General features: G+C 54.6%; 22 protein-coding genes. 15 read left to right on the forward strand and 7 right to left on the reverse strand.

What is annotated here, in order from left to right; all coding sequences use genetic code 11:
• Positions 1-192 precede the first annotated feature (192 nt).
• Entirely contained in the window at positions 193-1,122 is a 930-nt protein-coding gene (locus NB069_RS17190; RefSeq protein ID WP_250585510.1) for a LysR substrate-binding domain-containing protein, read from the forward strand.
• Here the strand turns inward: NB069_RS17190 and NB069_RS17195 are convergent.
• Positions 1,119-1,277: a YqaE/Pmp3 family membrane protein gene (locus NB069_RS17195; protein ID WP_039030008.1), complete on the reverse strand. Its 159-nt coding sequence runs from the start codon at positions 1,275-1,277 to the stop codon at positions 1,119-1,121. The two genes, NB069_RS17190 and NB069_RS17195, sit on opposite strands and share 4 nt — an antisense overlap.
• Before the next feature lie 221 nt (positions 1,278-1,498).
• Between NB069_RS17195 and NB069_RS17200 the strand changes: the two genes are divergently transcribed.
• Entirely contained in the window at positions 1,499-1,678 is a 180-nt protein-coding gene (locus NB069_RS17200) for a hypothetical protein (RefSeq protein ID WP_039030007.1), read from the forward strand.
• A gap of 44 nt (positions 1,679-1,722) precedes the next feature.
• On the opposite strand, the gene stpA is transcribed toward NB069_RS17200, so the two are convergent.
• On the reverse strand, positions 1,723-2,127 hold the full coding sequence (gene stpA / locus NB069_RS17205; RefSeq protein ID WP_250585512.1) for a DNA-binding protein StpA: 405 nt from the start codon (positions 2,125-2,127) through the stop codon (positions 1,723-1,725).
• A 628-nt stretch (positions 2,128-2,755) separates the two neighbouring features.
• Between stpA and alaE the strand changes: the two genes are divergently transcribed.
• A complete protein-coding gene (gene alaE / locus NB069_RS17210; RefSeq protein WP_250585514.1) occupies positions 2,756-3,205 on the forward strand; it encodes an L-alanine exporter AlaE in 450 nt (149 codons plus the stop codon).
• Positions 3,206-3,237: 32 nt separating this feature from the next.
• Here alaE and NB069_RS17215 read toward each other — a convergent pair whose 3' ends face one another.
• Positions 3,238-3,582: a DUF2002 family protein gene (locus tag NB069_RS17215; protein WP_039030004.1), complete on the reverse strand. Its 345-nt coding sequence runs from the start codon at positions 3,580-3,582 to the stop codon at positions 3,238-3,240.
• A 161-nt stretch (positions 3,583-3,743) separates the two neighbouring features.
• Between NB069_RS17215 and NB069_RS17220 the strand changes: the two genes are divergently transcribed.
• The 12 genes from NB069_RS17220 to emrB all read left to right on the forward strand — a co-directional run bounded on the left by NB069_RS17220 (position 3,744) and on the right by emrB (position 16,705).
• The gene (locus NB069_RS17220) at positions 3,744-4,070 is read left to right on the forward strand and encodes a DUF883 family protein (RefSeq protein ID WP_250585516.1); all 327 of its coding nucleotides are present in this window, start codon (positions 3,744-3,746) and stop codon (positions 4,068-4,070) included.
• 228 nt (positions 4,071-4,298) lie between these two features.
• Entirely contained in the window at positions 4,299-4,559 is a 261-nt protein-coding gene (gene nrdH / locus NB069_RS17225; RefSeq protein WP_250585518.1) for a glutaredoxin-like protein NrdH, read from the forward strand.
• Positions 4,556-4,966: a class Ib ribonucleoside-diphosphate reductase assembly flavoprotein NrdI gene (gene nrdI, locus NB069_RS17230; protein WP_250585520.1), complete on the forward strand. Its 411-nt coding sequence runs from the start codon at positions 4,556-4,558 to the stop codon at positions 4,964-4,966. Before nrdH ends, nrdI begins: the two co-directional genes overlap by 4 nt.
• Positions 4,939-7,083, forward strand: coding sequence for a class 1b ribonucleoside-diphosphate reductase subunit alpha (gene nrdE, locus NB069_RS17235; protein WP_250585522.1), 2,145 nt, complete (start codon positions 4,939-4,941; stop codon positions 7,081-7,083). The genes nrdI and nrdE overlap by 28 nt, the downstream gene beginning before the upstream one ends.
• 9 nt (positions 7,084-7,092) lie before the next feature.
• Positions 7,093-8,052: a class 1b ribonucleoside-diphosphate reductase subunit beta gene (nrdF, locus tag NB069_RS17240; protein ID WP_250585524.1), complete on the forward strand. Its 960-nt coding sequence runs from the start codon at positions 7,093-7,095 to the stop codon at positions 8,050-8,052.
• A gap of 343 nt (positions 8,053-8,395) precedes the next feature.
• Complete coding sequence (proV, locus tag NB069_RS17245) at positions 8,396-9,598, forward strand: glycine betaine/L-proline ABC transporter ATP-binding protein ProV (RefSeq protein WP_250585526.1); 1,203 nt, start codon at positions 8,396-8,398, stop codon at positions 9,596-9,598.
• The gene (gene proW / locus NB069_RS17250; RefSeq protein ID WP_250585528.1) at positions 9,591-10,661 is read left to right on the forward strand and encodes a glycine betaine/L-proline ABC transporter permease ProW; all 1,071 of its coding nucleotides are present in this window, start codon (positions 9,591-9,593) and stop codon (positions 10,659-10,661) included. The genes proV and proW overlap by 8 nt, the downstream gene beginning before the upstream one ends.
• A 9-nt stretch (positions 10,662-10,670) precedes the next feature.
• A complete protein-coding gene (proX, locus tag NB069_RS17255; protein WP_250585530.1) occupies positions 10,671-11,666 on the forward strand; it encodes a glycine betaine/L-proline ABC transporter substrate-binding protein ProX in 996 nt (331 codons plus the stop codon).
• A 151-nt stretch (positions 11,667-11,817) separates the two neighbouring features.
• On the forward strand, positions 11,818-13,002 hold the full coding sequence (locus NB069_RS17260) for an MFS transporter (RefSeq protein WP_250585532.1): 1,185 nt from the start codon (positions 11,818-11,820) through the stop codon (positions 13,000-13,002).
• Between the two features lie 310 nt (positions 13,003-13,312).
• Positions 13,313-13,843: a transcriptional repressor MprA gene (mprA, locus tag NB069_RS17265; RefSeq protein ID WP_250585534.1), complete on the forward strand. Its 531-nt coding sequence runs from the start codon at positions 13,313-13,315 to the stop codon at positions 13,841-13,843.
• Between the two features lie 125 nt (positions 13,844-13,968).
• Complete coding sequence (gene emrA / locus NB069_RS17270) at positions 13,969-15,141, forward strand: multidrug efflux MFS transporter periplasmic adaptor subunit EmrA (RefSeq protein WP_250585536.1); 1,173 nt, start codon at positions 13,969-13,971, stop codon at positions 15,139-15,141.
• A 16-nt stretch (positions 15,142-15,157) separates the two neighbouring features.
• Positions 15,158-16,705 carry a multidrug efflux MFS transporter permease subunit EmrB gene (gene emrB / locus NB069_RS17275; RefSeq protein ID WP_250585538.1) on the forward strand — a complete coding sequence of 516 codons (1,548 nt, stop codon included), beginning with the start codon at positions 15,158-15,160 and terminating at the stop codon, positions 16,703-16,705.
• 59 nt (positions 16,706-16,764) lie between these two features.
• Here the strand turns inward: emrB and NB069_RS17280 are convergent, their stop codons facing one another.
• The 4 genes from NB069_RS17280 to gshA form a co-directional block, all read right to left on the reverse strand.
• The gene (locus NB069_RS17280) at positions 16,765-19,563 is read right to left on the reverse strand and encodes an FKBP-type peptidyl-prolyl cis-trans isomerase N-terminal domain-containing protein (protein WP_250585540.1); all 2,799 of its coding nucleotides are present in this window, start codon (positions 19,561-19,563) and stop codon (positions 16,765-16,767) included.
• A 701-nt stretch (positions 19,564-20,264) separates the two neighbouring features.
• Positions 20,265-20,648 carry a hypothetical protein gene (locus NB069_RS17285; protein ID WP_250585542.1) on the reverse strand — a complete coding sequence of 128 codons (384 nt, stop codon included), beginning with the start codon at positions 20,646-20,648 and terminating at the stop codon, positions 20,265-20,267.
• Between the two features lie 268 nt (positions 20,649-20,916).
• Positions 20,917-21,432 carry an S-ribosylhomocysteine lyase gene (gene luxS / locus NB069_RS17290; RefSeq protein WP_250585544.1) on the reverse strand — a complete coding sequence of 172 codons (516 nt, stop codon included), beginning with the start codon at positions 21,430-21,432 and terminating at the stop codon, positions 20,917-20,919.
• Between the two features lie 152 nt (positions 21,433-21,584).
• Entirely contained in the window at positions 21,585-23,129 is a 1,545-nt protein-coding gene (gene gshA / locus NB069_RS17295) for a glutamate--cysteine ligase (protein WP_250585546.1), read from the reverse strand.
• Positions 23,130-23,157: the final 28 nt, after the last annotated feature.

A 23,157-nucleotide genomic window follows, 5' to 3' on the forward strand; every position in this document is an offset into this window, starting at 1 on the left:
AATGTGCGTCCGTGCAATCTTTTTCTTATGTTTTGCCGCTATTTAGCCTCTCAGGCTGCATTCTGCTTATGTTTACGCAGACCTTGCCCGGCGCGGCTCACGGCTATTTGGCAGAACTGTGATCGGCTTCAAATGAGTTGTAACCGCGTTGTTAAAATATGTTCAAAACTGATGGGTGCCAGGAGCCATAATATGAATTCCATCTTTACCGAAGAGAATCTGCTGGCGTTCACCACTGCAGCACGCTTTGGCAGCTTCAGCAAGGCCGCCGCCGAGCTGGGGGTGACCACCTCGGCCATCAGCTACACCATCAAGCGAATGGAGACCGGCCTCGACGTGGTGCTGTTTGTGCGCAACACCCGCAGCATCGAGCTCACCGAGTCGGGCTTCTACTTTTATCGCAAGGCGGTAGACCTGCTGAACGATTTTCACGCCATTAAGCGCGGGATAGATACCATCTCCCAGGGGATCGAAACGCGGGTGCGGATCTGCATCAACCAGCTGCTCTACACCCCGCGCCACACTGCCCGCCTGCTGCAGGTGCTGAAGAAACAGTTTCCTACCTGCCAGATCACGGTGACCACCGAGGTGTATAACGGGGTCTGGGATTCGATCATCAATAACCAGGCGAATATCGCCATCGGCGCGCCGGATACGCTGCTGGACGGCGGCGGGATCGACTACACCGAGATTGGCGCCATTCGCTGGGTATTCGCCATCGCCCCGGACCACCCGCTGGCGCTGGCCCCGGAGCCGCTAGCCGAGAGCCAGCTGCGCCTGTATCCCAACATCATGGTTGAAGATACGGCGCACACCATTAACAAAAAAGTGGGCTGGCTGCTGCACGGCCAGGAGGCCATTCTGGTGCCGGATTTTAATACCAAGTGCCAGTGCCAGATCCTCGGGGAAGGGATTGGATTTTTACCGGAGCATATGGCCAGAGAGGCCGTTGAGGCGGGGTTGCTGGTGACGCGGCGCATCAATAACCCGCGGCAGGACTCGCGCATGCTGCTCGCCACGCAGCATGCGGCAACCGGTCTTGTCACCCGCTGGATCAAGCAGCAGTTTGCGCCTCAGGGCGTGCTGACCGGGATCTACAGCGATTTGCTGTGGCGGGATTAGCCGCGGCTCTGCACCCAGAAGGCGTGGATAAGACCGGGGATGTAACCCAACAGCGTCAGGATGACGTTGAGGATAAATGCCCAGCCAAACCCTTTGCCCAGCAGGACGCCAAGCGGGGGAAGCAGAATAGTAATTACGATACGCCAGAAACCCATACATTCTCCATACAAGCAGTCAGGTCATTGTAAAAAAAGAAATTTTCTCTTTAAGCGTAGCGAGTCTACGCACGGCTGCCAGCGCTGGCGCGAAGTTTTACCCTCTTTTACCCTCTTTACACAGGTTTAGGCAGACGATTAAGGGGTATTCCCCCTGCAACCCTGTACCGCGGCCTGCGCCTGGGCTAAGCTCGGAGCTCATCCATCATAAGGAGGTAACTATGTTTTCTGTTGGCGATCTCGTTCAGCCGCGCATGGGCGGACCAAAACTTAAAGTCATCGAAGTGCATGAAGATCAGATTGTGGCGGTGCAGGCAAGTAACGAAGATGGGGATAAATACACCCTGAAGGCAGCGGATGTCACGCTGTATAAAGAAGATGGCGATTTTGGCGTCTGCTGAGGCAGCCGCTACCGGGCGGAATAACGCCGCCCGGTCTGCACGGATTAAATCAGGAAATCGTCCAGCGATTTGCCCTCTTCCAGTGCAAGGGCGATAGGCTTCGGCGTACGGCCCTGGCCAGTCCAGGTTTTTTCGCTGCCATCGGAATCGGTATAGCGATATTTCGCGGCACGCGGTTTACGCTTTTTCGGCTGCGCGCTGCTGTTCAGCAGGTCCGATCCCAACAGGTCTTCAGCAGAAATACCGTCGGCTTTCATCATCTCCAGCAGGGCGCTAATTTTCTGCTGCTGCTCGGCACGCTCCTGCTCCAGTTCAGATTGTTCATTGCGTTTTTCTTCTGTGACGATGCGCAGCTTTTCAAGCATATCTTCCAGCACGTCCAGTGAGAATTCACGCGCCATGGCACGGAGCGTACGAATATTATTAAGATTCTGTAACATCGAAGTCATGTAATATGAAAACCTTTTCAAAGTCGATTAAATAATCAATACCGGGCCATGGTAATTCATTTGTTTATGAACATCCAGACGATACCGCACGAAAATATAATTCAGGTCAAATAAGGAGAAATTAAGAATATAAAAGGCGTTATTTTTATTTTGTATGATTTATTGTGAAAAGCCGTTTAACTTTTATTTATTTTAGCTGTGATAAAACCCCTCCCCGGCAAGGGAGTCCCCCTCTGCGTTTCGAGAATATTCATTCATGTATTCTGCATAAAACTAAAACCCGCACTACAGAGCTTTACGCTGGGTAAACCACACTCAGCAACATAATCAGCAAGAGTAACGGGCGTTTTCTTCCTTCCGGGCACAGGTCATGCCAGGGATAAAAAAATAAATCAATAAGCAATTGATTTTGCTCCATAAAATCAAAAATCACAGAGAAAATAACGCCATACTGATAAAACCGGTTCGTTCAGAGAATTTTAGAGACCAAACGGCATTAAATAAAAATTTATCGCTAATTGAGAGTTTTATCGCAGAGAGATACGCTATACACGAAAAATAAAGCAAACTAAAGCACTATCCCGGACCGCTTTAGCCTCTTCATCGTATTATCTTCAGGAGTCAGAACATGTTCTCACGGCAGTCTCGCCTGCGCCACGCTGTAGCGGACACATTTGCAATGGTGGTCTACTGTTCGGTGGTGAACATGATGATTGAAATATTCCTCTCCGGAATGACCTTCGAGCAGTCACTTTCCTCACGCCTGGTAGCCGTCCCGGTGAACATCCTTATTGCATGGCCTTACGGTTTCTATCGCGATGCGGTGATGCGTTTTGCCCGCCGTTATTCCCCAACCGGCTGGATGAAAAATCTGGCAGACGTAGTGGCGTACGTCACTTTTCAGTCACCGGTGTATGTGGCAATTTTATTAACGGTCGGAGCAGACTGGCACCAGATCGCCGCTGCGGTGAGTTCGAACATTGTGGTGTCGATGATGATGGGTGCAGTATACGGCTATTTCCTCGATTACTGCCGACGACTGTTTAAAGTCAGCCAGTACCATCAGGTCAAGGCATAAGGCACGGCGACTGGCGAAAGCCAGTCGCGTCGTTATTGCGAGTCGCCAAACAGGCCTTTGAGAAAGCGTTCCAGCGCCATGCGGGAACTGAATCCATGCGGAATACCATAATGTTCCTGATTATTTCCCCCTAAATAGAGCGGGAATTGCTGGTAATGGTCGCTGGTTTTCATCTCTGAAGCAGGCTCCGCGAAGGAAAGACTTCTCTCTTTCAACGTCGGATGAATGATCAGCGCAGTGCGCCCCATGCGGGCTTCCCGGTTCACATAAACATAATTATCGCCACGACGATAACCGTATGCTTTTTGTGTTACCACATCCACGGTAAATCCCGCTTTTTCAAGTTCGCGCGCAACCTCATCGGGTCGTAAATACATATTCTTTCCTCGTTATCATTTCCTGCCGGGCAACCTTACCGTATTCAGCATTAGCAGTGCTTTCAGAAAATTCCATAAACGGCCTGATAAGCCGTGACCGGCTTCAGATATTAAAAAGGTGGTCTAAACTGTTAATTACCGCAAATACAAGGGAGAACTCTATGTTTAGCCGATCAAACCGAAATGACGTTGACGACAATGTTCAGGATATCCATGACGATGTCAGGAAATTAGCGGATTCGCTGGAAAGCGTTTTGAAATCCTGGGGATCGGATGCGAAGGGCGAAGCGGACGACGCCAGACGTAAGGCCAAATCCTTACTGCGTGAAACCCGTGCGCGCCTTCAGGGACGCTCTACCGGCAAGCAGGCTGCCTGCGACGCCATCGGCTGTGCCAACACCTTTATCCGTGAACGCCCGATGTGTGCTGTAGGTAGCGTTGCGGCCGTCGGGATCTTTATCGGTGCGCTGCTGGCCCTGCGTAAGTAACGCCCGTCCCAAATCCGCTCCTTTCTACCCCAATGCCCTGCGGTGTTGGGGTTTTTCTTTTTTAAGCCCAAAACTCCCCCTCTCCCGCTGAGCGCATCACCGGCAGTAAACCCCTCTGATTTTTCCCATATCTTGTGTGGTTGAAAGTTTAGATAACTACATCTAGTATTCCTTTTAGCAAGACAGTTTCCTGGTGACGCGTTGAATCGCGTCGGCCCACTATCTTAGATGGAAATACGAATCATGCGCATTATTATTTACACTCGTAACGACTGTGTGCAGTGCCATGCCACCAAACGCGCCATGGAGAGCCGCGGCGTGAGCTTTGAAATGGTGAATGTTGACCTGGAGCCGGACGCGGCAGAGACGCTGCGTAACCAGGGGTTCCGCCAGCTTCCTGTGGTGATCGCCGGAGAAATCAGCTGGTCAGGGTTCCGCCCGGATCTGATTAATCGTCTGCCGCAGCCTGCGCAGGCCGTCCGGGCATGAGCCTGCTCGTCTACTTCTCCAGCAGCTCGGAAAACACGCACCGCTTTATCCTGCGCCTCGGGCTGCCCGCCGTGCGTATTCCGCTGAACGAGCGGGAGCGGATCCAGGTGGACGAGCCTTTTATTCTGGTGGTGCCGAGCTATGGCGGGGGCGGAACCGCCGGGGCAGTACCGCGCCAGGCGATCCGCTTTCTCAACGACCCGCATAACCGGCAGCTTATCCGCGGGGTTATCGCCGCCGGCAACCGTAATTTCGGCGATGCCTTCTGCCGCGCCGGGGATGTCATCTTACAAAAGTGCGGCGTGCCGTACCTCTATCGCTTTGAGCTGATGGGGACGCAGCAGGACGTCGACAACGTGCGTAAAGGAGTAAACGAATTTTGGCAACGACAACCGCAGAACGCGTGATGCAGGGCTCACAGGATTTCCATGCCCTGAACGCCATGCTGAACCTGTACGATGCAGACGGGAAGATCCAGTTCAGCAAGGATCATGAGGCGGTGGACGCCTTTTTTAACGCCCACGTGCGCCCGAACAGCGTGACCTTTGCCAGCCCGCAGGCGCGTCTCGACTACCTGCTCAGCGAGGGTTATTACGACCCCCGCGTGCTGGCGCGCTTCGACAGCGACTTTGTGCTGGGGCTGTTTGACCACGCCCACGCGAGCGGTTTTCGTTTCCAGACCTTTCTTGGCGCGTGGAAGTTTTACACCAGCTATACGCTGAAAACGTTCGACGGCAAGCGCTACCTTGAGAGCTTCGAGGATCGGGTGGTGATGGTCGCCCTGACCCTCGCGCAGGGAGATGAAAACCTGGCCCGCCAGCTGACGGACGAGATGCTCGCCGGACGTTTTCAGCCCGCCACGCCCACCTTCCTCAACTGCGGCAAGGCGCAGCGCGGAGAGCTGGTCTCCTGTTTCCTGCTGCGCATCGAAGACAACATGGAGTCGATTGGCCGGGCGGTGAACGCCGCCCTGCAGCTCTCCAAACGCGGTGGCGGAGTGGCCTTTTTACTCTCGAACCTGCGGGAAGCAGGCGCCCCCATCAAGCGCATCGAGAACCAGTCCTCCGGGGTGATCCCGGTGATGAAGATGCTGGAAGATGCCTTCTCCTACGCCAACCAGCTCGGGGCGCGTCAGGGGGCGGGAGCGGTCTATCTCCACGCCCATCACCCGGATATTTTGCGCTTCCTCGATACCAAACGGGAAAACGCCGACGAAAAAATTCGCATCAAAACCCTCTCTCTGGGGGTGGTGATCCCGGATATTACCTTCCGGCTGGCAAAAGAGAATGCCGATATGGCGCTGTTTTCGCCTTATGACGTGGAGCGTATCTACGGCAAGCCGTTTGGCGATGTGGCGGTAAGCGAGCTGTACGACGAGATGGTGGCAGATGCGCGGATCCGTAAGAAGTACCTCAATGCCCGCGACTTTTTCCAGCGGCTGGCCGAGATCCAGTTTGAGTCTGGCTATCCCTACATCATGTACGAGGACACGGTTAACCGCGCCAACCCGATTGCCGGGCGCATCAACATGAGCAACCTGTGCTCGGAGATTTTGCAGGTCAACAGCCCCTCGACCTTTGACGAGAACCTGGACTACGCCCGCACCGGGCACGATATCTCCTGCAATCTGGGTTCGCTGAATATCGCCCATACCATGGACTCACCGAACTTTGGCCGCACCGTCGAAACCGCGGTGCGCGGCCTGTCGGCGGTGTCGGACATGAGCCACATTCGCAGCGTGCCCTCGGTGGAGGCCGGGAATGCCGCCTCGCACGCTATCGGACTCGGGCAGATGAACCTGCACGGCTATCTGGCGCGGGAAGGTATTGCCTACGGCAGCCCGGAGGGGCTGGACTTCACCAACCTCTACTTCTACACCATCACCTGGCATGCCCTGAACACCTCGATGATGCTGGCGCGCGAAAAGGGGCAGCGGTTTGCGGGCTTTGAGCAGTCGCGTTACGCCAGCGGAGAGTATTTTAACCCGTACCTTCGTGACGACTGGCAGCCGAAAACGGAAAAAGTGCGCGCCCTGTTTGCCCGCGCCGGGGTCAGCCTGCCGACACGGGCGATGTGGCAGCAGCTGCGCGACGACGTGATGCGCTACGGCATCTATAACCAGAATCTGCAGGCGGTACCGCCGACCGGATCGATCTCGTACATCAACCACGCGACCTCGAGCATTCACCCCATTGTGTCGAAGATTGAGATCCGCAAAGAGGGCAAAACCGGGCGCGTCTACTACCCTGCCCCCTTTATGACGAATGAAAATCTGGCCCTGTATCAGGACGCCTATGATATTGGCCCGGAAAAAATTATCGATACCTACGCCGAGGCGACAAAACATGTCGATCAGGGGCTGTCGCTGACGCTGTTCTTCCCGGATACCGCCACCACCCGCGACATCAACAAAGCGCAGATCTACGCCTGGAAGAAAGGCATTAAGACCCTGTACTACATTCGCCTGCGCCAGCTTGCGCTGGAAGGCACCGAAACAGAAGGCTGCGTGTCCTGCGCGCTGTAAGGAGAGAGCATGAAACTGTCACGGGTGCACGCCGTTAACTGGAACAAAATTGAAGATGACAAGGATCTGGAGGTGTGGAACCGCCTGACGAGCAACTTCTGGCTGCCGGAAAAGGTGCCGCTGTCGAACGACGTTCCGGCATGGGAGACGTTAAGCCCCGCCGAACAGCAGCTCACCATCCGCGTCTTTACCGGCCTGACGTTGCTCGACACGGTGCAGAATACGGTGGGCGCACCTTCGCTTATCGCCGACGCGCTGACGCCGCATGAGGAGGCGGTAATGTCGAATATCAGCTTTATGGAGGCGGTGCATGCCCGCTCCTATAGCTCGATCTTCTCGACCCTCTGCCAGACCAAAGACGTGGATGCCGCGTACCGCTGGAGCGAGGAGAGCGTTGCATTGCAGCGTAAAGCCCAGCGGGTGCTGGAACATTATCGCGCCGATGAACCGCTGAAGAAGAAAATTGCCAGCGTGTTTCTGGAGTCGTTCCTCTTCTATTCCGGCTTCTGGCTGCCGATGTACTGGTCCAGCCGGGGCAAGCTGACCAACACCGCGGACCTGATTCGGCTGATCATCCGCGATGAAGCGGTACATGGCTACTACATTGGCTATAAGTACCAGAAAGGTTTAGAGAAAGTCAGCGAAACTGAACGCGAGGCGTTAAAGGGTTTTGCGCTGGATCTGCTGATGGATCTGTACGACAACGAGCTTAGCTATACCGACGAGCTGTATGCCGGAACCGGCTGGGAGGAGGATGTGAAGGCGTTCCTCTGCTACAACGCCAACAAGGCGCTGATGAACCTCGGCTACGAGGCGCTGTTCCCGCCGGAAATGGCCCAGGTGAACCCGGCGATCCTTGCGGCCCTCTCGCCGAATGCCGACGAAAACCACGACTTTTTCTCGGGGTCGGGCTCGTCCTATGTAATGGGTAAAGCGGTCGAGACCGAAGACGAAGACTGGGATTTTTAAACGGAATATTACGGTTATTTATTTACGATATATTAGCGTTATTTCCTGACAAATATTCCTCTGTGATCTACGCTGTAATTCTGTGGTCATATTCGCCTGAATCCTCGTGATTCAGGCGAAATTCCCCGGCCGCGTCATAAAAATCTTAAAAAATTGCATTTGCCGCTCAGCCCTTATCTCATGGGAAATTCAGCGATAGTCTCTGCATTCAAACCGCGGCAAAATTCGTGCCACAAGCGGCACAAGGGTTGTCTCAGATTCTGAGTATGTTAGGGTATGGCCTGCTTATTATTTTACTGGTAATTCTATCGACTTAAATAAATAACGGGACATTCTCTATTGCATGGCAATTAAATTAGAAGTGAAAAATCTCTACAAAATATTTGGCGAGCACCCGCAGAGGGCTTTCAAATATATTGAAAAAGGTCTGTCAAAAGAACAAATTCTGGAAAAAACCGGGCTGTCGCTTGGCGTTAAAGACGCCAGTCTGGCCATTGAAGAAGGCGAGATTTTCGTCATCATGGGGTTATCCGGCTCGGGTAAATCCACTATGGTTCGCCTTCTCAATCGCCTGATTGAACCCACCCGTGGACAGGTGCTGATTGACGGCGTTGATATCGCCAGAATATCGGACGCCGAGCTCCGCGAGGTGCGCAGGAAAAAGATCGCGATGGTGTTTCAGTCGTTCGCTTTGATGCCGCATATGACGGTGCTAAATAATACCGCCTTCGGTATGGAATTAGCGGGTATCCCGGCCAATGAGCGCCAGGAAAAAGCGCTGGATGCGCTGCGTCAGGTCGGGCTGGAAAATTACGCGCACGCTTATCCGGATGAACTCTCCGGCGGTATGCGTCAGCGCGTGGGATTAGCCCGCGCATTAGCGATCAATCCCGATATATTATTAATGGACGAAGCCTTCTCGGCCCTCGATCCATTAATTCGTACCGAGATGCAGGATGAGCTGGTAAAACTGCAGTCCCGCCATCAGCGCACCATTGTCTTTATTTCCCATGACCTCGATGAAGCCATGCGAATTGGCGATCGTATTGCCATTATGCAAAACGGCGAAGTGGTCCAGGTAGGCACCCCGGATGAAATTCTCAATAATCCGGCGAATGATTATGTGCGCACCTTCTTCCGCGGCGTGGATATTAGCCAGGTGTTCAGCGCCAAAGATATTGCCCGCAGAACGCCAAACGGCATTATCCGTAAAACGCCAGGTTTCGGCCCGCGTTCGGCGCTGAAGCTGCTGCAGGACGAAGACCGTGAATACGGTTATCTGGTTGAACGCGGCAATAAATTTGTCGGCGTTGTCTCCATCGACTCCCTGAAAACCGCCCTTGGCGAAAATCTGGGAATCGATGCGGCGTTAATCGACGCGCCACTTGCCGTGGATGCCGAAACGCCGCTCAGCGAGTTGCTCTCCCACGTAGGCCAGGCGCCGTGCGCGGTACCGGTGGTTGGAGAGGAACAACAGTACGTCGGCATCATCTCAAAACGCATGTTGCTGCAGGCTTTAGATCGCGAGGGGGCAAACAATGGCTGATCAATCTAACCCGTGGGGCACCACAGAAGCGGCGGACAGCGCGGCACAATCCGCAGACGCGTGGGGCACTTCCACTCCCGCACCCGCTGACGGCGGCGGGGCCGACTGGCTGACCAGCGCCCCTGCACCTGCGCCGGAACATTTCAATATTATGGATCCGTTCCATAAGACCCTGATCCCGCTCGACAGCTGGGTGACGGAGGGGATCGACTGGGTGGTGACCCACTTCCGTCCGGTCTTCCAGGGCATTCGCGTCCCGGTGGATTATATCCTCAATGGCTTCCAGCAGCTGATGCTGGGGATGCCTGCGCCGGTGGCGATCGTCCTGTTCTCGCTGATTGCCTGGCAGTTTGGCAGTGCGGGGATGGGCGTGGCGACGCTGGTTTCGCTGATCCTGATCGGCGCGATCGGGGCATGGTCCCAGGCGATGATCACCCTGGCGCTGGTGCTGACCGCCCTGCTCTTCTGCGTGGTGATTGGCCTGCCGATGGGGATCTGGCTGGCACGCAGCCCGCGGGCGGCAAAAATTATCCGCCCGCTGCTGGATGCGATGCAGACCACGCCGGCGTTTGTCTACCTGGTGCCTATCGTAATGCTGTTCGGCATCGGTAACGTGCCGGGCGTGGTGGTCACCATCATCTTCGCCCTGCCGCCGATTGTGCGTCTGACCATTCTCGGCATCAACCAGGTGCCTGCGGACCTTATCGAAGCCTCGCGCTCGTTCGGCGCCAGCCCGCGCCAGATGCTGTTTAAAGTTCAGCTGCCGCTGGCGATGCCCACCATTATGGCGGGTGTGAACCAGACCCTGATGCTGGCCCTGTCGATGGTGGTCATCGCCTCGATGATCGCCGTGGGCGGTCTCGGTCAGATGGTTCTGCGCGGCATTGGCCGTCTCGATATGGGGCTGGCAACCGTCGGCGGCGTCGGGATCGTGATCCTCGCCATTATCCTTGACCGCCTGACTCAGGCTGTCGGTCGTGATTCACGCAGTCGCGGCAACCGTCGCTGGTATACCACCGGCCCTGTCGGGTTAATCACCCGCCCCTTCACGAAAGCAAAATAAGGAACAACGATGCGACATAGCGTAATTTTTGCCACAGCGTTTGCCACCCTTGCCTCCACCAGCGCATTTGCAGCCGATCTGCCGGGCAAAGGCATTACCGTGCAACCGGTACAGAGCACCATCTCCGAAGAGTCCTTCCAGACCGGGCTGGTCAGCCGGGCGCTGGAGAAGCTGGGCTACACGGTCAATAAGCCCAGCGAAGTGGATTACAACGTGGGCTATACCTCTATTGCCTCTGGCGATGCCACCTTTACCGCCGTCAACTGGCAGCCGCTGCATGACGACATGTACAGCGCCGCGGGCGGCGACAAAAAGTTCTACCGCGAAGGGACCTTTGTCACCGGTGCGGCCCAGGGCTACCTGATCGACAAGAAAACCGCCGACCAGTATCACATCACCAATATTGAACAGCTGAAAGATCCTAAGATTGCGAAACTGTTTGATACCAACGGGGATGGCAAAGCCGACATGATGGGCTGCTCGCCGGGCTGGGGCTGCGAAGCGGTGATTAATCACCAGAACAAAGCCTTCGACCTGGCAAAAACGGTGGAGGTGAGCCACGGCAACTACTCCGCGATGATGGCGGACACTATCGCCCGCTTTAAAGAGGGCAAACCGGTCATCTATTACACCTGGACGCCATACTGGGTGAGCGATGTGCTGAAGCCGGGTAAAGATGTGGTCTGGCTGCAGGTGCCGTTCTCCTCCCTGCCGGGCGAGCAGAAGGACATCGACACCAAACTGCCGAACGGCATGAACTACGGCTTCCCGGTGAACACCATGCACATCGTGGCCAACAAAGCCTGGGCGGAGAAAAACCCGGCCGCGGCGAAGCTGTTCTCGGTCATGAAGCTGCCGCTGGCGGATATCAACGCGCAGAACGCGATGATGCATGCCGGCAAATCGTCTGAGGCCGATGTCCAGGGTCATATTGACGGCTGGATCAAAGCCCACCAGCAGCAGTTTGATGCGTGGGTAAATGAGGCGCTGGCCGCGCAGAAGTAAGTGCTCGCGTTTCCCTCTCCCCTCTGGGGAGAGGGTTAAGGTGAGGGCTCAAACCGCACGATCCATCACTTAACAACTCCCCGCCTCCAGCATTCATCCGTTATTATGGTTTACGAAAAAATAATCACTTAACTCATGTTTTCGAAAACCAATGACAAAAACAACTCAAGGGCTTAGCCCCGCACTTATTCTGCTGATGTCAGTGGCAACCGGTCTGACGGTCGCCAGTAACTATTACGCTCAACCCCTTCTGGAAACCATCGCCCGCAACTTCTCGCTCACCGCAAGCTCGGCCGGTTTTATCGTCACCGCCGCTCAGCTGGGGTATGCCGTTGGCCTGCTGTTCCTTGTGCCGCTGGGGGATATGTTCGAACGTCGGGCGATGATTGTCTCCATGACTCTGCTGGCCGCGGGCGGGATGCTGATCACCGCCTCCAGCCAGTCGCTGAGCATGATGATCCTGGGTACGGCCCTGACCGGCCTGTTCTCGGTTGTCGCGCAGATTCTGGTGCCGCTCGCCGCCACCCTCGCCTCGCCGGAGAAACGCGGTAAAGTTGTGGGTACCATTATGAGCGGCCTGCTGCTGGGGATTTTACTGGCGCGTACCGTCGCGGGTTTACTGGCGGGCATCGGCGGCTGGCGTACCGTTTACTGGGTAGCCTCAGTGCTGATGGTGGTGATGGCGCTGGCGCTGTGGCGCGGCCTGCCGAAGGTGAAGTCGGAGACCCATCTCAACTATCCGCAGCTGCTGGGATCCGTGTTCAGCCTGTTTATTAAAGATAAACTGCTGCGCACCCGGGCGCTGCTGGGCTGCTTCACCTTCGCGAACTTCAGCATTCTCTGGACCTCGATGGCCTTCCTGCTGGCCTCACCGCCGTTTAACTATTCCGAAGGCATGATCGGCCTGTTTGGTCTGGCCGGCGCTGCCGGCGCGCTGGGCGCACGTCCTGCGGGTGGGCTGGCGGATAAAGGTAAATCGCATCTGACCACCACCGTCGGGCTGGTAATGCTGCTGCTCTCCTGGGCGGCAATCTGGTACGGGCATGTCTCGGTGCTGGCGCTGATTGTCGGCATTCTGGTGCTCGATCTCACCGTCCAGGGGGTGCATATTACAAACCAGACCGTGATTTACCGCGTCAAGCCGGACGCCCGTAACCGCCTGACGGCCGGGTACATGACCAGCTACTTTATCGGCGGTGCGGCCGGGTCGCTTATCTCGGCCTCGGCGTGGCAGCATGCCGGCTGGATGGGCGTGTGTGCCGTGGGTGCGGTGATGGCGGTGCTTAATCTGCTGGTGTGGTGGCGCGGCTACCACCGTCAGGAAGCCATTCAATAAGGTTTACATAAGTTTGGGGCTCCTCAGGGTGTTAAGGAGCCCCTCAGTCTGTTAAGGTACGGAATCATTTATATCGGAAATTTTTGTGTGGGTAATATATTAGAATACCGCATGAATAGCATACGCCCGAAGACCCATCCCCGTTTTGCCAGTGCCCTCCCCTCTTTTCTGTGCTTACCGGGTCACGGATCAACCCGGCTCTTGATGACAGTGAAATTTGTCGCGTGGATTTTAGCCGCGCAAATAATTCATTTACATTATTTGTCACTGTCGTTACTATATCGGCTGTAATTAATGAGGTTATGCCCAAATGGATAGTTCGTTTACGCCCATTGAACAAATGCTTAAGTTTCGCGCCAGTCGCTATGCAGATTTCCCTTATCAGGAGATCCTGTTAACGCGTCTCTGCATGCACATGCAGGGTAAGCTGCTGGAAAATCGCAATAAAATGCTGAAAGCTCAAGGGATTAACGAGACGTTGTTTATGGCGTTGATTACGCTGGAGTCTCAGGAAAATCACAGCATTCAGCCCTCCGAGCTAAGCTGCGCGCTGGGTTCGTCCCGTACGAATGCCACCCGTATTGCCGATGAGCTGGAGAAACGTGGCTGGATTGAACGCCGCGAAAGCGACAACGACCGCCGTTGTCTGCACCTGCAACTGACCGACAAAGGTCACGAATTCCTGCGCGAGGTGCTTCCACCTCAGCACAATTGCCTGCATCAACTCTGGTCGTCTTTAACCGGCGCCGAGAAAGATCAGCTCGAGCATATCACCCGCAAGCTGCTCACCCGTCTGGATCAGATGGATGAAGATGGCGCTGTTCTTGAGGCGCTGCGCTAACGCGACGACACGCTCCAAAAATCCAGATTAATAAGAAAACCGTCAGGCCAGCACGTCATACTGCTGGCCTTTCTGATAACAGGTCGGCTCAGCCGATGTGAAATAATAAGATCGTGGAGAAAAACATGAGCGCAAATGCGGAGAACACAACCCCGCAGCAACCGGTCAACAAGAAAGGCAAGCGCAAGCGCGCCCTTATTCTGCTGACCTTGCTCTTTATTATCATTGCCGTGGCATATGGGATCTATTGGTTTTTAGTACTGCGTCATAGTGAAGAGACGGATGACGCGTACGTGGCAGGGAACCAGGTTCAGATTATGGCGCAGGTGTCGGGCAGCGTGACGAAAGTCTGGGCTGACAATACCGACTTTGTGAAAAAAGGCGACGTGCTGGTAACGCTGGATCCGACCGATGCCCAGCAGGCGTTTGAAAAAGCGCAGACTGAGCTGGCGTCAAGCGTGCGTCAGACCCGTCAGCTGATGATCAACAGCAAACAGCTGCAAGCCAGTATCGACGTGCAGAAAACCGCCCTGGCGCAGGCCCAGAGCGATCTTAACCGTCGCGTTCCACTGGGCAGTGCCAACCTGATTGGCCGTGAAGAGCTGCAACACGCCCGTGATGCCGTTGCCAGCGCGCAGGCCCAGCTGGATGTGGCCCTTCAGCAATACAACGCCAACCAGGCGATGGTGCTGAATACGACCCTCGATCAACAACCGGCGGTGAAACAGGCGGCGACGGAAGTGCGCAACGCCTGGCTGGCGCTGCAGCGAACCAAAATCGTCAGCCCGATGACCGGCTACGTTTCCCGTCGTGCCGTACAGCCTGGCGCCCAGATCACCTCCTCAACCCCGCTGATGGCGGTAGTGCCGGCCACCAATCTGTGGGTGGATGCTAACTTCAAAGAGACGCAGTTGGCGCATATGCGTATCGGCCAGACCGCAACGGTCGTCAGTGATATCTACGGCGACGACGTGAAGTACACAGGTAAAGTTGTTGGGCTGGATATGGGTACCGGCAGCGCCTTCTCCCTGCTGCCTGCGCAGAACGCCACCGGGAACTGGATCAAAGTGGTTCAGCGTCTGCCGGTCCGTATCGAGCTGGATGAGAAGCAGCTGGCGGATCATCCGCTGCGTATTGGTCTCTCCACGCTGGTCACAGTCGACACTGCCAACCGTGACGGCCAGATGCTGGCAAACCAGGCGCGTTCGAACCCGGCTTACGAAAGTAATGCCCGCGAGATCAGCCTTGAGCCGGTGAATAAGCTGATCGATGACATCGTGAAGGCGAACGCCGGTTAATCCGAAGGTGAGCGTTATGCAACAGCAAAAACCGCAAAAACCGTTGGAAGGGGCGCAACTGGTCATCATGACCATTGCGCTTTCGCTGGCGACATTCATGCAGGTGCTGGACTCCACCATCGCGAACGTGGCGATCCCGACTATCGCCGGGAACCTTGGCTCATCCCTGAGCCAGGGGACCTGGGTGATCACCTCGTTCGGGGTGGCGAACGCCATCTCCATTCCAATTACCGGCTGGCTGGCAAAGCGCGTCGGGGAAGTGAAGCTGTTCCTCTGGTCAACGATCGCCTTCGTGCTGGCCTCCTGGGCGTGTGGTGTTTCCAGTAGCCTCACCATGCTGATCTTCTTCCGCGTGATCCAGGGGATTGTCGCCGGGCCGCTTATCCCGCTGTCGCAAAGTCTGCTCCTCAACAACTATCCGCCAGCCAAGCGCTCTGTCGCGCTGGCGCTGTGGTCGATGACGGTGATTGTCGCGCCGATCTGCGGCCCGATTCTGGGCGGCTACATCAGCGATAACTATCACTGGGGCTGGATCTTCTTCATCAACGTGCCGATTGGCGCGGTGGTGGTGTTGCTGACCCTGCAGTCGCTGCGCGGCCGCGAAACCCGCACCGAACAACGGCGAATTGATGGCGTCGGCCTGGCGCTGCTGGTGCTGGGCATCGGCAGCCTGCAGATTATGCTCGACCGCGGGAAAGAGCTGGACTGGTTCGCCTCGCAGGAGATCATCGTTCTGACAGTCGTGGCGGTGGTGGCGCTCAGCTTCCTGATCGTCTGGGAGCTGACGGACGATAATCCGATAGTCGATTTATCGCTGTTTAAGTCGCGCAACTTCACCATAGGGTGTTTGTGTATTAGCCTTGCCTACATGCTCTACTTCGGCGCGATTGTTCTGCTGCCGCAGCTGTTGCAGGAGGTATATGGCTATACCGCCACCTGGGCGGGGCTGGCGTCTGCACCGGTCGGGGTGATCCCGGTCCTGCTCTCGCCAATTATCGGCCGCTTTGCCCATAAGCTCGATATGCGTCGGCTGGTGACCTTCAGCTTCATCATGTATGCGGTGTGCTTCTACTGGCGCGCCTATACCTTTGAGCCAGGCATGGACTTTGGTGCATCGGCGTGGCCGCAGTTCATTCAGGGCTTTGCGGTGGCCTGCTTCTTTATGCCACTCACCACCATTACCCTCTCCGGCCTGCCGCCGGAAAGGATGGCGGCGGCGTCCAGCCTGTCGAACTTTATGCGTACGCTGGCGGGCTCCATTGGCACCTCGATGACCACCACCATGTGGACCAACCGGGAGTCGCTGCACCATGCGCAGCTGACCGAGTCAGTGAACGTGTTCAATCCCCAGGCGCAGGAGGTTTACAGCCAGCTGCAGGGAATGGGCATGACCGAGCAGCAGGCATCCGGCTGGATAGCGCAGCAGATCACCGCGCAGGGGCTGATTATCTCCGCCAACGAGATTTTCTGGTTATCGGCCGGGGTATTCATTGTGCTGCTGGGGCTAATCTGGTTCGCCAAACCGCCGTTTGGGGCGGGGGGCGGAGGCGGCGGCGCGCACTAACACCTGAAAAGAAAAACGGATCTGCATGCAGATCCGTTTTTTTATGGTCGTGATATAGATTACTTGATACCGATAATTTTAATCGTAATGATCGAGACCGTACCTGGGGGCACAAAGCCTGGAACACCCGCTTCACCGTAAGCCTGCTTCGCCGGAATATGCATTTTGACCTCCCCTCCCAGCCCCAGCTTTTTCACTACCGTCTGGAACAGCGGCGGCAAATCTTTGACCCGGCTGGCGCGGACTTCTTTACTGGACATGACCTTACCGGTGCCGAGCACTTCATCAATCTCGGTGATAATTTCATTCTGACTGTTGATCAGCGGTGCCTCGCCTTGTTGCAGGATTCTGTAGACGGCACCGTCAGGCAGTCTTTTCGCGCCTTTCTCATTCGCCGCTTTAGCCATAATCGCTCTGCTCTTCTTTTCGTTTTCGCTTTGCAACGTGACAAACTGCTTTTTCTGTACCTGGTCCAGCCCGGCAAGCTCCTTCGAAAGCGCGGCTGGCGCCAGCTGGAGCTTATTGTTCACCTTATCGTTAAAGCCCTGCATAAAGGCATTAAGATCGAGCTTTTTATTCAGCTCCTCTAGCTTGCTCTTCTCACGCCCTGCCGCATCGCCATACCAGGTGCCAATGGCATAGCTGGTAAGGGTATCTTTTGCCGCAGCCTTATCGATCTTCATTTTCGGTGATTCAACAGCCGTTTTTGCAGATACAGCCTGACTCTCCTTCAGCTTCTGGTTTTCGGCCGTCAGTGTTGCCAGAGAGGCATTTTGCGTTTTCTGCTGCTCTTCAAGCGCGACTTTTTGCGTCTGAAGCAGGGTCAGCTGTTTCTTCAGCTCTTCAGCCTCTTTTCCGGCGGTTGCCAACTGGGTAGCCAACGCACCAATTTTGTCTTTTTCGCTACTCGCGTTATTTTTCTGAAGCGCCAGAAGAGATTCCTGGGAAGCCATGACTTTTTTGGCGTCTTCAAGCTGACTCTGGGCGATATCGATTTTCAACTTCTCGCTTTTAAGCAGCTTCTCCTGCTCGGCCATCCGTGTTTCCAGGGTGGCTTTTTGCACATTTAACGCCGCCAGCTGGGCTTTTAAGGCATCGACCTCTTTCACTGCGCCGGTGCTCTTGTCACTGCTGGTTTTGAGCGTGGCGAGCTGAGTATTCAGCGCTTCCTTCTGGGTTTGCAGATCGGCCAGTTCTTTGGTCAGTGCGGCGTTTTTCTGCTGAGTCTCTTTCAGCGCGGCCAGCTCTGTTTCCAGCGCTTTCTTCTGCATCTGCAGGTTAGTCAGCTCTTTGGCCTGCGCAGCACTCTTCTCATTGACCGCTTTCAGCGTAGCCAGCTGACTATCCAGGGCTTTTTTCTGCGTCTGCAAGTCGGTCAGCTCTTTGTCGAGCGTCGCGTTTTTTGCACTGGCGTCTTTCAGTGAGGCCAGTTGCGCATCCAGGGCTTTCTTCTGTGTCTGGAGATCGGTCAGCTCTTTAAGCAACTTCTCTTTTTCACTTCCGGCACTGCTCTTCTGCACGGTCAGCAGCGACGCCTGCGAGGAGATGACATTTTTGGCATCCTCAAGCTGATTAAGCGCAAGCTCAGACCGGGTCTTTTCGGTATTTAACTGTTTTTCCAGTTCGGCTAAGCGGGTTTCCGCCGTGACTTTTTGCAGATTCACCGTCGAAAGCTGTGATTTTAAGGCATCGAGCTCTTTCGCTGTACTGGTCGCCTGGGCACTGCTGTTTTTCAGGGCCGTCAGCTGATCTTCCAGGGCCTTCTTCTGCCCCTGCAGATCGGCAAGCTGCTTGCTCAGCGCATCGCTGCGGGCGGTGGCTTTGCTCAGCTGCCCGGCTATCTCTGCGCTTTTCTTCTTGTCGTCGCCGCTGCTGCTCATCAGGGTCGCCAGCTGCTGCTCCTGATCCTTTTTCTGCAATTTGAGTTCAGCAAGCTCCTTAAGCAGCGCCGCGCTTTGCTCGCTGGCCCTGTTCAGCTGCTCCGCCATCTGCGCGCTTTTTTGCTTGTCGCCGGTGCTGCTGTTTTTCAGGGCCGTCAGCTGCTCTTCCAGGGCCTTCTTCTGCCCCTGCAGATCGGCAAGCTGTTTGCTCAGTTCATCGCTGCGGGCGGTGGCTTTGCTCAGCTGCTCCGCCATCTGCGCGCTTTTTTGTTTGTCCCCGGCGCTGCTGTTTTTCAGGGCCGTCAGCTGTTCTTCCAGGGTCTTCTTCTGCCCCTGCAGATCGGCAAGCTGCTTGCTCAGCTCATCACTGCGGGCGGTGGCTTTGCTCAGCTGCTCCGCCATCTGCGCGCTTTTTTGTTTGTCCCCGGTGCTGCTGTTTTTCAGGGCCGTCAGCTGCTCTTCCAGGGTTTTCTTCTGCCCCTGTAGATCGGCAAGCTGTTTGCTCAGTTCATCGCTGCGGGCGGTGGCTTTGCTCAGCTGTCCGGCTATCTCTGCGCTTTTCTTCTTGTCGTCGCCGCTGCTGCTCATCAGGGTCGCCAGCTGCTGCTCCTGATCCTTTTTCTGCAGTTTGAGCTCGGCAAGCTCCTTAAGCAGCGCCGCACTTTCCTCGCTGGCCTTGTTCAGCTGCTCCGCCATCTGCGCGCTTTTTTGTTTGTCCCCGGTGCTGCTGTTTTTCAGGGCCGTCAGCTGCTCTTCCAGGGTCTTCTTCTGACCCTGCAGATCGGCAAGCTGCTTGCTCAGCTCGTCGCTGCGGGCGGTGGCTTTGCTCAGCTGTCCGGCTATCTCTGCGCTTTTCTTCTTGTCGTCGCCGCTGCTTGATTCCAGTGCGGCAAGCCGCTCTGCCAGCATTTTTTTCTGTGCCAGCGCGTCAACAAGCTGTTTGTCTAGCTCATTGCTCCGGGCTAGTGATTTATTCAATTGCCCGATCAGTTCGCTACTTTTTTGCTTGTCGCCCGTGCTGGAGGACGCCAGCACGTTAAGTTGAGCTTCAAGCTTTGTTTTCTGCGACTGAACCGCGGCAAGCTGTTTATTTAGCTCTTCGCTTCGGGCCGTTGAATGGTTTAGCTGCGCTAATAGTTCAGCATTTTTCTGTTTAAAATCGCTGTTAGATATTTTTAGCGTCGCCAAAAGGCTATCCAGCGCTATTTGTTGAGCGCTGGCAACTGGCATACTTTCATTGTTTACCAGCTTCTTTTCTTTAAGCGCAATATCGCTTTTTTCTACTACTGCCGCTCTTTCAAGTGCTGCTTTTTTATTTTGAACGTCAGCTAATTCCTGAGTAAGTTCAGTTATTTTATTGTTAGCATTTTGTAATTGATTACTCAGGAGAGTGAGTTTTTCCTGCGCCTTGCGCAGACGCTGGGTATCTTGTAAGACAGCCTTACTAGAGTGGGTCTCAGGGGCGCGCGCAGGCTTCGCTTTCTGCTGCACCGCGGTGGCCACTGATGAAGAGATTTTTGATTGGGAGGACGTTACTTCAGGAGCAATAAAAGGATTTACTGAATCGTTGCCGATGATTTTTTCTCTATTCAACTGATCCAGTAAATCGGTGCCTGCAGAATACGACTTCCCTGTCGACAATAATAATCCGCAGCATATTGCTGCACTAAAGTATTTTTTCATATTTTGTTCATTTCATTCGCACGTTGCATCATGTTGGTATATACAGAATTTTTAACACGTACACAGACTAAAGAAAGTTTTCGGTTTATTTCCGTCAACATGACTTCAGAGGCATTTGAATCGATCAAACTTTTATTTGCTTCATATACTTTGTAGTTTTTGTTAATATTATCGAATTGCTGACGAAAAGTTTCATAGGCTGCAGGATCCAGCTTCTGTAATGCTGTGAACTCCTGATAGCACTGGACTTCCTGCTTCTGCGCCTCAGGGGCTTGAGAAATAGGCTTCGCGACAGATTTGGTCGTTGATGATGTAGCGCTGCACCCGGCCAGTAAAAGAGCGGATAAAAAGATAGCAGTGCCAGTATAATTAAATTTCATATTTCCCTCTGAAAGATTCATTCTGATATAGCAGTATACTATTAACCCCCCTGCAACATGAGTAACAATCGGGAATTAAGCGCATACTTTCACGGAATGAATATATATCATCCACGGTTATGCCCCGCAAGCAATATAATCAGAAACGACTGAATTCACAACCGAGTACAAATTTTTAAGAAAATATAAAGGAATTATTAGATGAGAGTTGTTACATAAAAATGTAGACAATGTACCCTCTGCAGAGAGAGGGTACGGAGCTTAAGCGCTAGATGTGTAACTCTTGCAGCTTTTCTTTAGGCAGCGCCAGCGCTTCGTTGCTGTTGACGCGAACGTCACGCTCAAGAATATGACGGGCGATATCCTGGGCTTCTTCCAGAGAGTGCATCTGATACGTCCCGCACTGGTAAACGTTCAGCTCCGGGATCTGGTTCTGCTCTTTTACTTTCAGCACGTCAGCCATAGCCGCTTTCCAGGCATCGGCCACACGCGTCTCTTCAGGCACACCAATCAGGCTCATATAGAAACCGGTACGGCAGCCCATTGGAGAGATATCGATGATCTCAACGCCGTTCCCGTTCAGGTGATCGCGCATGAAGCCGGCGAACAGGTGCTCGAGGGTGTGAATGCCTTTCTCCGGCATCACTTCTTTATTTGGTACGCAGAAACGCAGGTCGAAAACGGTGATCGTGTCGCCGTGCGGGGTATGCATGGTCTTCGCAACGCGTACAGCAGGTGCTTCCATACGGGTATGGTCGACAGTAAAGCTATCTAATAACGGCATACGTCACCTCCGATAGTGATTATTTTTTAAAAATAATGAACTCTTCTGTTCAATGCGAGTCTGAGTATATGAAAGACGCGCATTTGTTATCATCATCCCTGTTCTTCAGAGATGTTATTTTGGCCACAGCGATGTGGCCTTTTTCTTTTCTGTCAGGCCTGTTTCGCCAGATACTCAGCAAACGACTCGGTATCCGCCGCCTCAATCTCACTCTGACGCACCAACGACGCCTCGCGTTCGGCAGCAAAATCTGCTTCGCTTAACACTTCCAGCGGCTCCTGACGCAGCATATCGCGATACTCCGCCGACAGCGCACGTCCGGTACCGCCGATGCCCTGATCAATCATAGAACGCAGAATGCGTGCCGAGAATGTCAGTTCAGGATTGTCGAAACTCTCCACCAGCCGATCGCACACTTGCTGATATTCATCACCACCGTAGACGCTATCGAGCGTGTGGGCGACACGTTTAAGATCGCGGAACAGATCTTTACCCACCTGCTGCAGCGGGAACTGTGCCGTCTGGCAACCCATGCCGAGCGTCAGGCCAGGCTTGCGCCCTTCGAGGATCACCCGGTTCCAGTTAGTGCGGGTGCAAAGCAGTTCGTCAGAACTCATTTCCGGCGCATCCGCCAGCACGCACCAGACCATAAACAGATCAAGGAAGCGTACCTGCTGCTCATCCACGCCAATCGGCGAGAACGGGTTGATATCCAAAGAGCGGACTTCGATGTACTCGATCCCGCCGCGCTTTAACGCATCCGACGGCGTTTCGCCGCTGCGCGTGACGCGTTTCGGACGGATAGGGGCGTACAGCTCGTTCTCAATCTGTAAAACGTTACTGTTGATTTGCAGGCGCTTACCGTCTTTTTCGAGACCGATCTCTTCGTAGGCTTCCGACGGCGTTTTGATCGCCCGCTTCAATCCTGCCACATACTCGTGCAGATCGTTAAACGTAATTCCGAGATTGCTTTGCGACTTATTGGTATAACCCAGGTCACTGAGGCGTAAGGAGGTGGCGTACGGCAGGTAATACATGCCGCATTCGGTCTTCTCAAACGGCAGCGTGGTCGGTTTGCCCTGCAGGAAAGAGGAGCAAATCGCCGGGGAAGCGCCAAACAGATACGGAATGACCCAGCCAAAGCGATAGTAGTTACGGATCAGACGGAAATAGCCTGCCGAGATCGCTTCTTTATCCGTTTCGCCGCATTTCGCCTGCCAGAATGCCATCGGCAGGGAGAAGTTATAGTGCACGCCAGAAATCGTCTGCATCAGCGCGCCATAGCGATTTTTTAACCCTTCGCGATAGAGCGTTTTCATACGGCCAATATTGGACGTGCCATACTGCGCCAGTTCAATCTCCTGTCCTTGCTCGATATAGCAAGGCATGCTCAGCGGCCACATCCGCTCATCACCCAGATTGCGGGCGCTGTAGCGGTGAATGTCACGCATGATTTTCAGCATGTGGTCAATTTCGCCGTCTACCGGCGTAATGAACTCAAGCAGCGCTTCGGCGAAATCAGTGGTGATCCATTTATGGGTCAGCGCCGAACCTAACGCCTGCGGATGACCCGTCGTTGCAAGACTGCCATCTGCGTTTACGCGCAGCGTTTCGCGCTCAAGACCGCGCTGAATACCCTTCAGAGCCTGAGGGTGGTTTTCCAGCCAGGCCAGTGCCTGTGATACGTCCGGGATCAATTCGACCTCCCGCCTGTCAAAATCATTT

This window comes from Leclercia adecarboxylata (assembly GCF_023639785.1).
In the GTDB taxonomy this organism is placed as follows: domain Bacteria; phylum Pseudomonadota; class Gammaproteobacteria; order Enterobacterales; family Enterobacteriaceae; genus Enterobacter; species Enterobacter adecarboxylatus_D.